Genomic DNA, 12,359 nt, shown 5'->3' with positions numbered 1-12,359 from the left:
GCGCACCCCATGGATATCCCTCTCGGCCTTACCTTTGACGACGTCCTCCTGCGCCCCGGCGCATCGGACATGGTGCCGACGCAGGCCGATACCCGCACACGCCTGACCAGCTCGATCACGCTCAACATCCCGGTGATTTCCGCCGCGATGGACACCGTCACCGAAGCCGACATGGCGATCGTGATGGCGCAGCTGGGCGGCATCGGCGTGCTCCACCGCAACCTCACCGTCGAGCAGCAGGCCGCCGCCGTCCGCGCGGTCAAGCGCTTCGAGAGCGGCATGGTGGTCAACCCCATCACCGTCACCCCGGATGCCACGCTGGGTGATGCCCAGGCGATCATGCGTGCCAACAAGATCAGCGGCATCCCGGTGGTCGAGGCGAGCGGCAAGCTCGTCGGCATCCTGACAAACCGCGACGTGCGCTTTGCCGACAATCCCGCGCAGCCGGTGCACGAGTTGATGACGCATGAGAACCTTGCGACGGTGAAGCTCGGCACGTCGGGCGACGAGGCGCGCCGCCTGCTGCACCAGCGCCGGATCGAGAAGTTGCTGGTGGTCGACGATGCCTTCCGCTGCATCGGCCTGATCACGGTGAAGGACATCGAGAAGGCCGTCACTTATCCCGACGCCACCAAGGATGCCGCCGGACGCCTGCGCGTCGCCGCGGCAACCACGGTTGGCGAGAAGGGCCTTGAACGCACCCGCGCGCTGGTCGAGGCCGAATGCGATGTGATCATCATCGATACTGCCCACGGCCACAACCGCGATGTCGCCCGTGCGGTCGAGGCGGTGAAGGCCATGTCGAACACGGTGCAGGTGATCGCGGGCAACGTCGCCACGGCAGAAGCGACGCGCGCGCTGATCGACGCCGGGGCTGACGGCGTGAAGATCGGCATCGGGCCGGGCTCGATCTGCACCACGCGCATCGTCGCCGGTGTCGGCGTGCCGCAGCTCACCGCTGTGCTCGAATGTGCTGCCGAAGCGGCCAAGTCGGGCGTGCCGGTGATTGCCGATGGCGGCCTGCGCACTTCGGGTGATGCGGCCAAGGCGCTCGCGGCGGGGGCGAGCACGATCATGGTCGGCTCGATGCTCGCCGGCACCGAAGAAGCGCCGGGCGAGACGTTCCTCTATCAGGGCCGCGCCTACAAGTCGTACCGCGGCATGGGCTCGGTCGGCGCAATGGCGCGCGGCTCGGCAGACCGCTACTTCCAGCAGGACATCAAGGACTCGATGAAGCTGGTGCCCGAAGGCATCGAAGGCCAGGTGCCTTACAAGGGCCCGGCCAAGGATGTCGTCCATCAGCTTGTCGGCGGCATCAAGGCGGCGATGGGTTATACCGGCAGCCCGACGCTTGAGGCGCTGCGCGAGAACGCGAAGTTCGTTCGCATCACGAATGCAGGCCTGCGCGAAAGCCATGTCCACGATGTGGCGATCACCCGCGAGGCGCCGAACTATCCCTCGCGCTGAGCCCATTTCATGACCCCCGCAGCGCGGGTGCAATCGGCGATCGAAGTGCTCGACGCGGTGATCGCCTCGGTGCGGCGCGAAGGCGCCTCGGCCGAGCGTGTCGCCGCCGAATGGCTCAGGGCACGCCGCTTCATCGGCTCAAAGGACCGCCGCGCGATCCGCGATCTGGCGTGGAATGCGATCCGCCTGTGCGGTGAGGTTCCCGCCACCGGCAGAGCGGCCATGCTGGCGCTCGCCAAGGACGATCCGGTGCTCGCTTCCCTGTTCGATGGTTCGCGCTATGGCCCTGCGCCGATCCTTGCAGACGAACCCGTGGCGGCCCCCGGGCTCGCCCCGGCGTGGCTGGAGGAGCGGCTCGTTGCCTCCGGCATCCTGCGTGATCGGGGCGCCGCCTTGCTGGGCCGCGCGCCGCTCGATCTGCGCGCCAACCGCCTCAAGACCACGCGCGACCGGCTTGCCGCCACGCTTCCGGTGCCCTCCACGCCGACGCAGGCACGCGATGCCCTGCGCTTGCCCGGCGGCACCCCGGTCGAGACCTGGCCGGCCTTCGCCGAAGGGCTGTTCGAGGTGCAGGATACCGGCAGCCAGCTGACCTGCAGTGCGCTTGAGGTTGTTCCGGGCGAAGCCGTCGTCGATCTGTGCGCCGGGGCAGGGGGCAAGACGCTCGCGCTCGCTGCCGCGATGCAGGGCGAAGGCCACCTCATCGCCTGCGATATCGATCGCACGCGCCTCTCGCGTCTTGGTCCGCGCGCCCACCGGGCCGGCGCGCAGGTCGAAACGCGGCTCCTCAATCCCGGCCGCGAGATGGAAGCGTTGGCCGACTGGCAGGGCAAGGCCGATGCGGTCATGATCGATGCGCCCTGCTCCGGCACCGGCACCTGGCGTCGCGGCCCCGAAGCGCGCTGGCGGCTCACCCCGCAAAGCCTTGCCCGCTATGCCCGGATGCAGGCCGATGTGCTGCGGATCGGCGCCGCGCTGGTGCGCCCCGGCGGGCGGCTGACCTACGTCGTCTGTTCGCTGCTCGATGCCGAGGGACCGGATGTGGTCGCGGGCTTCCTTGCCGGTAACTCCGGATGGCGCGCGGCCGAACAACAGGTTGGAGCGGGAACCCCGCGCGGCGCCGGCCTTAGGCTTACCCCTTGGGACGATTCGACGGACGGGTTTTTCTTCGCAACACTCCACCGGCTATGATAGGCAAGCAGATCATGGACGCCGGGGAACCACGCGCGCCGCATGGCCGGCTCTGGGAGTTGTTGATGCGTTATATGGCTTTGGGGGTTGCTTTGTCCCTTCTCGTGGCTGTCACGGGAAGCGCCGGAACGGCCGGCGTCTCGTTGCCCACCGACCCCCGCGCCAAGGCCCTTGTCGAAACCGGACGCGAACAGCTGGCCCGGGGCGATATCGAAGCCGCGACTGACAGCTTCGAAGCCGCGCTTGCCGTGGATCCCGGCAACCCGACGACGTTCCTCGCCCTCGGCGATGCCGCCCGCGCCGCCGGCATGCAGGGCAAGGCGATCCACTATTATCGTGAGGCGCTGGAGCGCGATCCCAACAATCTCGCCGCGCTTTCGGGCGAAGGCGGGGCGATGGCCGAAAAAGGCGCGCTCGAAAAGGCCAAAGGCAATCTGGCGCGGCTTGAGGGCTTGTGCGGTCGAAATTGCCCCGAAGCACAGGACCTCGCCAGCGTCATCGCCAAGGGCCCGATCGCGAAAGTCGTCTCCGCCGATGCGGTGAAGCCCCAGCCAGCGGTCGAGGAAAACTGAGGCCCTTCACCTCGGCCCCTCGTCTCACCTCGGCCCCTCGTCTCACCTCAACCCCCTCGTCGTTCCCGCGAACGCGGGAAACCAGAGCCCCAATCGCTCCGCCAGCCGCCCTGGACCCCCGCCGTCGCGGGGATGACGAGCGTTTGGGGACGAGACCCCGCCTCAGATCAGCGCGCGGAATTCCTCGACGACCTGCCGGTAGACCCGCTTCTTGAACGGCACGATCAGGTCGGGCAGCTGTTCAGGCTCGACCCAGCGCCAAGCGAGGAATTCCGGATGCTTGTGCGCGTCGAGCCGGATCTGCTCGTCAGCGCCGTTGAAGCGCACCAGCAGCCAGCGCTGCCGCTGGCCCCGGTAACGCCCGCCCCAGAGCTTGCCGATCAGGTTGTCGGGCAAGTCGTAGAGATATTCCTCGCGGCTCTCTGCAAGGATGGTGACGAGATCAGCGGTAACGCCGGTCTCTTCCTCCAGTTCGCGCAGCGCGGCGGGGTGCAGCGCCTCGCCCTCGTCGATCCCGCCTTGCGGCATCTGCCAGGCATCCCCTTCCTTGCTGTCGATGCGCTGGCCGACAAAGACCCGGCCCTCGGCATTGACGAGCATGACACCGACGCAGGGGCGGTAGGGAAGCCCGGCAGGATCCGTGTGCATCAGGCGCGGTCCAGCAGCAGGCGGACAGCGGCGAAGATGCGCTGCATGTCGCCATGGGCGCTCGGGAAAGCCTTGCGCAGCTGCGCGAAGGCATGAGTCGTGCCTTTCATTTCAAGGAACACGACTTCGGCGCCGGCGCGGATCAGTTCGGCGCCATAGACCCGGCCACTGTCGCGGATCGGATCGAGGCTGGCGGTGACGAGCACCGTCGGCGGGGTATCGGCGTGGTTGCCGTAGATCGGATAGGCGCGCGGATTGCCCAGCTCCGCCTTGTAGGCGTCCGAGAACCAGGCCATCGTTTCCGCCGTGAGCACGAAGCCGTCGGCGAACTGCTGGAACGAGGCGTGATCGGGCTTGTCGTCGCTCAGCGGATAGATCGGCACCTGCAGCACCACCGGCACAGCGGCAGGCTTCTCGGCCAGCGCCTGCGTGATCACGATGGAGAGATTGCCGCCCGCCGAATCGCCCATGGGGATGAGGCCGGTAATGCTGCGACCAAGCGCCTCGGGGCTCGTCGCGACCCAGCGCGAAGCCGCCTCGCAGTCGTCCGGCGCGGCGGGGAAGGGGTGCTCGGGCGCGAGGCGGTAGTGCACCGCAACCACCGGCAGATCGAGCTCGGCGGCGATCTCGGTGCAGAGCGAGTGGTGGCTGTCGAGATCCCCGATCACGAAGCCGCCGCCATGGAAGAACATCACCACAGGGCCGGGCTCACGTGTCTCGCGCGCATCGTAAAAGCGTAGCGGAATGTCACCCGCAGGCCCGGGGCAGGAGAGGTCCTTGATCACCGCCAGCTCGCGCGGATCAGCCTCTGCCAGCACGCCCATCTGCACATAGCTCGCCCGCGCGCCTTCCGGGCCCAGCTGCGACATGGTGGGGCCGGGCACCGAGGCCATGAAATCGAGGAAGGCCTTCACATCGGGCCGGACATAGGGGCTGCTGACAGTGTCTGACATCGGATTCCTCTTCCTCGTGGCGGGCTTGTCGGCTTGAGTCGGCACGGTCGCCAACTGACAAGACTGTTATTTGCGAGCTTGACGGGCGGGGGCAACCGGATTCATGACCGATTGCGAGATTTGCGGTGCATCAGTTTTTCTTCTTTGCGTACCGTTACATGAGAGCATAGGCGCCCCAAGGACAAAGGTGCGCAAGAGGACGCAGGCGGCCCGCAGGGCCCACGCGGATAGCAGAGGATCATATGGCGACAGTTCTTGAGAGCGAACCCGAAGGCCACACCGGCGGGAGCGAGCGTGCACCCATGCCCGAAGCAGTCGTGGTGCGTTTCGCAGGCGACTCGGGTGACGGCATGCAGCTTACCGGCGGCCAGTTCACGCTCTCGACCGCGCTCGCGGGCAATGACCTTGCGACCTTCCCGGATTTCCCCGCCGAGATCCGCGCGCCGCAGGGCACGCTGTTCGGCGTCTCCGCCTTCCAGATCAACTTCGGCTCGACCGAGATCGATACCGCGGGTGACGCCCCCGACGTGCTCGTCGCGATGAACCCGGCGGCGCTCAAGACCAATGTCGGCGCGCTCAAGGCGGGCGGGCTGATCATTGCCGACACCGGCGAGTTCAACAAGCGCAACCTCGAGAAGGCGAAGTACGATGTCAGCCCGCTCGAGGATGGCAGTCTCGAGAAGTGGCAGGTGCTGGCCTTCGATATTTCCGCGCTCACCCTCGAAGCCGTGAAGCCCTTCGGCCTTGGCAACAAGGAGGCGCTGCGCTGCAAGAACATGTGGACGCTCGGCCTCGCGCTGTGGATGTTCGACCGTGACCGGCAGCCGCTGATCGACTGGCTCAAGGGCAAGTTTGCCAAGGCGCCGGTGCTGGCCGATGCCAATATCGCCGCGCTCAATGCGGGCCACGCCTATGGCGAGACGGCGGAGCTTTCGGGCCCGCTCAAGCAATACCACCTCGCGCCCGCCGCCAGCGAGCCGGGGCTTTACCGCACCGTCACCGGCGCGGAAGCGATCAGCTATGGCCTCGTCGCAGGCGCGCAATTGGCGGGGCTCGACTTGTTCTTCGGCGGCTATCCGATCACCCCGGCCTCGGCGATCCTGCACAACCTCGCGCGGCTCAAGGAATTCGGCGTCACCACCTTCCAGGCCGAGGACGAGATCGCCGCGATCGCCGCTGCCATCGGCGCGTCTTATGGCGGACAGCTGGGTGTGACGTCGTCGTCGGGCCCCGGCATCGCCTTGAAGGGCGAGGCGATGGGCCTGGCGATCATGACCGAGCTGCCGCTCGTCATTGTCAACTCGCAGCGCGGCGGTCCCTCGACGGGCCTCCCGACCAAGACCGAGCAGTCGGACCTCTATCAGGCGGTCTATGGCCGCAACGGCGATGCGCCGATGCCGGTGATCGCTGCGCGCAGCCCGTCTGATGCGTTCGAATGCGCGATCGAGGCCTGCCGCCTTGCCGTGCAGTACATGACCCCGGTCATGCTGCTGACCGACGGCTATATCGCCAATGCCGCCGAGCCGTGGAAAGTCCCTGATCCCAATGGTTTCGAGGCGTTTCCGGTTACCTTCCTTGAAGAACCGAACGGCCCTGATGGCAAGGTGCTGCCCTATGCGCGCGATGAAAAGGGCGCCCGCCCGTGGATCAAGCCCGGTACGCCCGGCCTCATGCACCGCATCGGCGGGATCGAGAAGAACCCCGGCACCGGCAACATCGACTATTCGCCCGGCAGCCACCAGACCATGACCAACGCGCGCAAGGACAAGATCGACGGCATCGCCGCCGGCATCCCGGCGCAGGAAGTGACGCTGGGTGAAGCAGGCGGCAAGCTCGCGCTGGTGGGCTGGGGCTCGACCTATGGCCCGATCCATCAGGCTGTGCGCCGCGCGCGCCGCAAGGGCCTCGATGTCAGCCACATTCATGTCCGCCACGTCTGGCCGCTGCCGGAAAACCTTGGGCAGCTGCTGAAGAGCTACGATCAGGTGCTGGTGCCCGAAATGAACACCGGCCAGTTCAAGACCGTGCTGCGCGATCAGTATCTGGTCGATGCCAAGCCGCTCAACAAGACGAGCGGGCAGCCGTTCACCATTGCCGAAATCGAAGCGGCGATTGCCGCGGCGCTGGCCTGAGGGAAGCGAAACGATGAACGAGATGACCAAGATCGCCGTCCAGACCACCCTCAAGGACTGGGAAACCGATCAGGAAGTCCGCTGGTGCCCCGGCTGCGGCGACTATGCGATCCTCAAGGCCGTACAGCGCACCTTGCCTGAAATCGGCGCCGATCCGGCCAAGACGGTGTTCGTCTCGGGCATTGGCTGCTCGAGCCGGTTCCCCTACTACGTCGAAAGCTACGGCTTCCACACGATCCACGGCCGCGCGCCTGCCTTTGCAACAGGCCTTAAGCTCGCCAATCCGGAGCTCGACGTCTGGCTGGTGACCGGTGACGGCGACGGCATGTCGATCGGCGGCAACCACACGATGCACGTGCTGCGCCGCAATCTGAACACGCAGATCCTGCTGTTCAACAACGAGATCTATGGCCTGACCAAGGGCCAGTATTCGCCCACCAGCCGCCTCGGCACCGTTTCGCCGACCACGCCGCTTGGCTCGGTCGATCGTCCGGCGTCCCCTTGCGCCTTTGCGCTTGGCGCGGGCGGGCGCTTCATCGCACGTGCCTACGATGTCTCGAAGGAACTGCCTGCGGTGCTCAAGGCCGCGCACGCCCATCAAGGCGCGGCCTTCGTGGAAATCTTCCAGAACTGCATCGTCTACAACAAGGACGTCTTCGCCGATTTCACCGAGAAGGCCGGTGCCGCGATGGGGCAGCTCTGGCTGAAGCACGGTGAGCCGATGCTGTTCAACAAGGGCACCAAGGGCATCGCGCTCGATACCGAGACGCTGTCGCTCAAGGTCGTTGATGTGGTGGACGGAGACTGGCAGGCCGCTGGCGTGCGCGTCCATGATGAGAGGAACCGCGCGCTGGCGCATCTTCTGGTCGAAATGCCGTTCGGCCCGTTCCCGATGGCGCTTGGCGTGATCTATGACGATCCGCGCCCGACTTTCGAGGCGGCCGTCATCGAGGAACGCGCACGTGCTTCGGCGGGCAAGACGGCGAACCTCGCCAAGCTGCTCAGCAAGGGTCAGACCTGGACCGTGGAATAAGCGCTGCCCCTCGGGGGCAGTGGCCATGTGTCGGCGCGGTGCGTTAGGGGGGCAGGATGACTGCCGCCTCTTCCATCGTCTGGCTGCGCCGCGACTTGCGCCTCGCCGATCAGGCTGCCTTTGCCGCTGCCGCCGTTTCCGGGCCGGTGATCCCGGTCTATGTGCTCGACGATGAGACGCCAAAGCACCGCCGCATGGGTGCCGCCTCGCGCTGGTGGCTCCATCACAGCCTTGCCAGCCTTGACGCAGACCTGCGGGCGAAAGGTTCACGCCTGATCCTGCGCCGCGGACGCTGTGATCAGGTGCTGGCAGACCTCGCGCGCGAGACGGGTGCGACGACCGTCCACTGCCTGCGCCATTACGAGCCGTGGTGGCGCAATGCCGAGCGGGCTGTGGGCGAGGTGCTCACGCTCCAGCGCCATGACGGCAACTATCTCGCCCCGCCGGGCTCGGTGACCACGGGCAGCGGCCAACCCTACAAGATCTACACGCCCTTCTGGCGCGCGCTCGAGGCGCGGATGCCGCCAGCAACGCCTTGCCCAGCGCCGAGCCGCATTCCCGCGCCCGAGGCGTGGCCTGCTTCCGACACTCTGGCAGACTGGAACCTCCTGCCGACCACGCCCGACTGGGCCGGCGGCATGCGCGCCGAATGGACCCCGGGCGAGGCAGGGGCCGCCGCGCGGCTCGAGGTTTTCCTGCCGCGTGCCCGCGCTTATGCCGAACGCCGCAATCTGCCATCGGTTGCCGGCACATCGCGCCTGTCCCCCCATCTGCACTTCGGCGAAATCTCGCCCGCGACCCTGTGGCATGCGGCGATGGATCAAGGCGGCTCGGTAAGCACCTTCCTCGGCGAACTGGGCTGGCGCGATTATGCGCAGAACGTGATCTTCCAGTTGCCGGACTATGCGGGAAAGCCCGCGCGCGAACCTTTCGAGACCTTCCCCTGGCGCGATGATCCGGCCGGGCTCAAGGCGTGGCAGCAGGGCCGCACCGGTTTTCCCATCGTCGATGCGGGCATGCGCGAGCTTTGGGCGACGGGCTGGATGCACAACCGCGTGCGGATGATTGCGGCGAGCTTCCTCATCAAGCACCTGCTGATCGACTGGCGCGAAGGCGAGCGCTGGTTCTGGGATACGCTCGTCGATGCCGACTATGGCTCGAACGCAGTCAACTGGCAGTGGAGCGCAGGCACCGGCGTCGATTCCAACATGTTCGTGCGGATCATGGCCCCGCTGACCCAGAGCCCCAAGTTCGATGCGGCCGCCTATATCCGCCAATGGGTGCCCGAGCTTGCGCATCTCGATGATGCGCGCATTCACGATCCCGAAGTCCGCCCGCGCGCCTATCCGCCGCGCATCGTCGGCCATGCCGAGGCGCGCGCAAGGGCACTGGCAGCCTATGCCGAGTGGAACGAGCGCAGCTGAACTTGGGACAAGTGACGTCATCCGGTTGCCCTTGCGGCCGGATCGCCGCATAGCTTCGCGCATGAATGCACAAGTGCCCGAACGGGGCGGGCATCTCATTGCGGGCGGCAGAGCTCTTTCCGGCTCGGGCGGTGCCCTCACGCGCCTGTTTGCCGGGCCGCTCGGACGCATCCTTGATCGGATCGATGCGGGGCTCGCAGAGGGATCGCTCCTCGCGCATTTTCCCGGCGGTGTCACCCGGCTGCTCGGCGGGCGGGGCGAGGGTCCGGTTGCCGAAGTCACCGTCCACGATTGGCGGGCGGTGCTGCGGCTCGTCACGAACGGGTCGGTCGGCTGCTACCAGGGCTATGAGGCGAACGAGTGGGACAGCCCCGATCCGGTGCAGCTCTTCACGCTGTTCGTACGCAATGCCGCGGCGCTGGGTGATACGGCGCGGGCCAAGGGCTTCTGGCGGATCGGCGCGCGCCTGCTCCACGCCCTGCGCCGCAACAGCCGCAGCCGCGCCGCGCGCAACATCGCCGCGCACTACGATCTCGGCAACGACTTCTACGCGCTCTGGCTCGATCCGACGATGAGCTATTCGTCGGCGTGCTGGGAGGGGATCTCGCCCGCCGCCAGTCTTGAGGACGCGCAGCGCCATAAAGTCGACTTGATGGCGGACCGGCTGCACATCGGCCCCGGCGATCATGTGCTCGAGATCGGCTGCGGCTGGGGCTACACCGCACGCCGCATTGCCGAGCGGCGTGGCGCCCTTGTCACCGCGATCAGTCTCTCCGAACCCCAACTCGCATGGGCGCGCGAGCAAGCCGCGCTGCCAGGCGTCGAGTTCCGGCGGCAGGATTACCGGGACGTCACCGGCGAGTTCGATGCGGTCATCAGCACGGAAATGGTCGAGGCCGTGGGCCGCGAATGGTGGCCCGCCTACCTCGATCGGATCGCCCGGGTGCTGAAGCCGGGCGGCCGTGCGGCGCTGCAATACATTGCCATCCGCGACGACTTGTTCCCGGCCTATGCCAGCAGTGCTGACTTCATCCAGACCTATATCTTCCCCGGCGGCATGCTGCTCAGCGTCAGCGCATTTCGCAGCCTCGCGGAGGCGCGCGGCCTCGAATGGAAAGATCAAGTGGACTTCGGGTTTGACTATGCACGCACCCTCAGGATGTGGCGCGAGGCGTTCGACACCGCGGTCGAGAATGGCAGGCTCCCGGCCGGCTTCGACGCCCGTTTCGTCCGGCTCTGGCGCTTTTATCTCATGTACTGCGAAGCCGGCTTTTCGGGCGGCGGCATCACGGTCAGTCAGGTCACTCTTCTCAAGCGAACTTGAGGTTCGTTGAAAAATCTTAAGAAAATTTTTACCATCCGGTGTCAGGCAACCGGGCGATAGACCCCGTCGCCGCGATAGCGCAGCAGGATGTTGTCGTAGACGATCGGGCTCAGCAGATTGGCGAAAGCGCAGCCCACCTGGCCGCGCAGCCACCAGACCACCTCGGCCTGCTGCGATTCCAGCCCCGGCAGCGTAAGCCAGCAGATCGTGCCGACATGCATGCGGTTGAGCGCCGTGGCCGAGAAGCCGCCGAGCGAGAGATCATGCACCACGGTGTGGAAGCTCTTCGAACCGGAAGCACGCAGGCTGGCCGGAATGTTGACCTTGCTGCGCGGCGCGCAGCGGTCTTCCTGGGTTGCGTGGAAATAGGCTTCGTTCGCGTAAGGATCCCAGTCCTTGTCCATGGCGATTGTCCTGAGCCGAGTCGAACTCCCCCGCGCGGGAAGTCGTGAGCGGACTATCGCCAGACGCGCTTAACCGTTTGCTAGGACCTGTGGTTCCCGGGGCTGGTTAACCGAAACGCGGCTCGGGCTGGCAAACGATTCACCAACAAGCTGCGTGATGAAATCGCCGACGACTTCGGGCGCTTTCACGCTTGCAGGGTCCTCACCGGGATAGGCCTTGGCGCGCATGGCGGTGCGGGTCGCACCCGGATCAAGGATGGCGACGCGGATCGACGAGAGGTTGCGCACTTCCTGCGCATAGGCATCGAGCAGGTTCTCGAACGCGGCCTTCGTCGCCCCATAGGCGCCCCAATAGGCGCGCGGGGCGGAGCCGACGCTGGAGGTCACCCCGATCACGCGGGCATCCTGGCTCTTCTTGAGCATGGGATCGAAGCCCGCGATCAGCGACTGGGTGGCCAGCACATTAAGCGTCATCGCGCGGCTGAGGTCCTTGGGCTCGATCTGCCAGACCGGGGTCAGCGTCGGCAGCACCGCCGCGTTGATCACCAGAATGTCGAGCGCTTCCCAGCGCCGGCCGATGGCGGCGGCAAGGCGGGCAATGCCGTCCGGCTCGGCCAGATCGACCGGCGCGATCGTGGCGTTGCCGCCGGTGTCGTAGATCGCCTGTTCAACCGCCTCGAGATCCTTGCCTGCACGTGCGGTGAGGATCACATGCGCGCCTGCCGCCGCGAGCGCCTTGGCGGTCGCGGCGCCGATGCCGCGACTTGCGCCGGTGACCAGCGCCAGCTGGCCGGAGAGAGGTCCGGTAATGCTCATGCCACTTTCCCCACCGGGAGCGGCAGCTGATCTGCGCCATCGCGTCCGACAAGGTCGGTCAGCCGGGTCGGATAGTCACCGCTGAAGCAGGCATCGCAGTATTGCGGGCAGGCCGTGTTGCGCGAGGCCTCGCCGACCGCGCGGTAAAGCCCGTCGATCGAGACGAAGGCAAGGCTGTCGGCGTGGATGAACTTGGCCATCGCATCGACGTCCATGCGCGCAGCGAGCAGCTTGGAGCGCTCGGGTGTATCGACGCCGTAGAAGCACGAATGCTCGGTCGGCGGGCTCGCCACGCGGAAATGCACTTCGCTGGCCCCCGCATCGCGCATCATCTGCACGATCTTCATCGAGGTCGTGCCGCGCACGATCGAATCGTCGATCAGCACGATGCGCTT

At 66.6% G+C, this 12,359-nt stretch carries 11 protein-coding genes and 1 pseudogene; 7 read left to right on the top strand and 5 right to left on the bottom strand.

Annotated features, from left to right (window positions below; all coding sequences use genetic code 11):
* Window positions 1-9 precede the first annotated feature (9 nt).
* The 3 genes from guaB to K5Q19_RS10840 all read left to right on the top strand — a co-directional run bounded on the left by guaB (window position 10) and on the right by K5Q19_RS10840 (window position 3,230).
* On the top strand, window positions 10-1,467 hold the full coding sequence (guaB, locus tag K5Q19_RS10850; protein WP_292944757.1) for an IMP dehydrogenase: 1,458 nt from the start codon (window positions 10-12) through the stop codon (window positions 1,465-1,467).
* Window positions 1,468-1,476: 9 nt separating this feature from the next.
* Complete coding sequence (locus K5Q19_RS10845; RefSeq protein ID WP_292944754.1) at window positions 1,477-2,658, top strand: RsmB/NOP family class I SAM-dependent RNA methyltransferase; 1,182 nt, start codon at window positions 1,477-1,479, stop codon at window positions 2,656-2,658.
* Between the two features lie 92 nt (window positions 2,659-2,750).
* Window positions 2,751-3,230 (top strand): tetratricopeptide repeat protein, encoded by a 480-nt coding sequence (locus K5Q19_RS10840; protein ID WP_365759248.1) that lies wholly within the window; start codon window positions 2,751-2,753, stop codon window positions 3,228-3,230.
* A 162-nt stretch (window positions 3,231-3,392) separates the two neighbouring features.
* Here the strand turns inward: K5Q19_RS10840 and K5Q19_RS10835 are convergent, their stop codons facing one another.
* Window positions 3,393-3,878 carry an RNA pyrophosphohydrolase gene (locus K5Q19_RS10835; RefSeq protein WP_292944748.1) on the bottom strand — a complete coding sequence of 162 codons (486 nt, stop codon included), beginning with the start codon at window positions 3,876-3,878 and terminating at the stop codon, window positions 3,393-3,395.
* Window positions 3,878-4,831, bottom strand: a complete 954-nt coding sequence (locus K5Q19_RS10830; RefSeq protein ID WP_292944745.1) for an alpha/beta hydrolase — start codon at window positions 4,829-4,831, stop codon at window positions 3,878-3,880. Before K5Q19_RS10830 ends, K5Q19_RS10835 begins: the two co-directional genes overlap by 1 nt.
* 302 nt (window positions 4,832-5,133) lie before the next feature.
* Between K5Q19_RS10830 and K5Q19_RS10825 the strand changes: the two genes are divergently transcribed.
* The 4 genes from K5Q19_RS10825 to K5Q19_RS10810 all read left to right on the top strand — a co-directional run bounded on the left by K5Q19_RS10825 (window position 5,134) and on the right by K5Q19_RS10810 (window position 10,744).
* Window positions 5,134-6,963, top strand: a complete 1,830-nt coding sequence (locus K5Q19_RS10825) for a 2-oxoacid:acceptor oxidoreductase subunit alpha (RefSeq protein WP_292944828.1) — start codon at window positions 5,134-5,136, stop codon at window positions 6,961-6,963.
* A gap of 13 nt (window positions 6,964-6,976) precedes the next feature.
* On the top strand, window positions 6,977-7,996 hold the full coding sequence (locus K5Q19_RS10820) for a 2-oxoacid:ferredoxin oxidoreductase subunit beta (protein WP_292944742.1): 1,020 nt from the start codon (window positions 6,977-6,979) through the stop codon (window positions 7,994-7,996).
* Window positions 7,997-8,052: 56 nt separating this feature from the next.
* Window positions 8,053-9,420 carry a deoxyribodipyrimidine photo-lyase gene (locus K5Q19_RS10815; protein ID WP_292944739.1) on the top strand — a complete coding sequence of 456 codons (1,368 nt, stop codon included), beginning with the start codon at window positions 8,053-8,055 and terminating at the stop codon, window positions 9,418-9,420.
* Window positions 9,421-9,493: 73 nt separating this feature from the next.
* Window positions 9,494-10,744, top strand: a complete 1,251-nt coding sequence (locus K5Q19_RS10810; protein WP_365759243.1) for a cyclopropane-fatty-acyl-phospholipid synthase family protein — start codon at window positions 9,494-9,496, stop codon at window positions 10,742-10,744.
* A 41-nt stretch (window positions 10,745-10,785) separates the two neighbouring features.
* Here K5Q19_RS10810 and K5Q19_RS10805 read toward each other — a convergent pair whose 3' ends face one another.
* The 3 genes and pseudogenes from K5Q19_RS10805 to K5Q19_RS10795 form a co-directional block, all read right to left on the bottom strand.
* The gene (locus tag K5Q19_RS10805) at window positions 10,786-11,148 is read right to left on the bottom strand and encodes a PilZ domain-containing protein (RefSeq protein WP_292944733.1); all 363 of its coding nucleotides are present in this window, start codon (window positions 11,146-11,148) and stop codon (window positions 10,786-10,788) included.
* A gap of 69 nt (window positions 11,149-11,217) precedes the next feature.
* A complete protein-coding gene (locus K5Q19_RS10800) occupies window positions 11,218-11,964 on the bottom strand; it encodes an SDR family NAD(P)-dependent oxidoreductase (RefSeq protein ID WP_292944730.1) in 747 nt (248 codons plus the stop codon).
* Window positions 11,961-12,359: pseudogene (locus K5Q19_RS10795) on the bottom strand (amidophosphoribosyltransferase); the annotation flags it as partial. The gene K5Q19_RS10800 and the pseudogene K5Q19_RS10795, both read right to left, overlap by 4 nt.

The organism is Novosphingobium sp. (assembly GCF_019748365.1).
Taxonomy (GTDB): Bacteria; Pseudomonadota; Alphaproteobacteria; order Sphingomonadales; family Sphingomonadaceae; genus Novosphingobium.
Note: the sequence above shows the minus strand (reverse complement) of the source record. Positions and strands in the feature narration are given on the sequence as shown.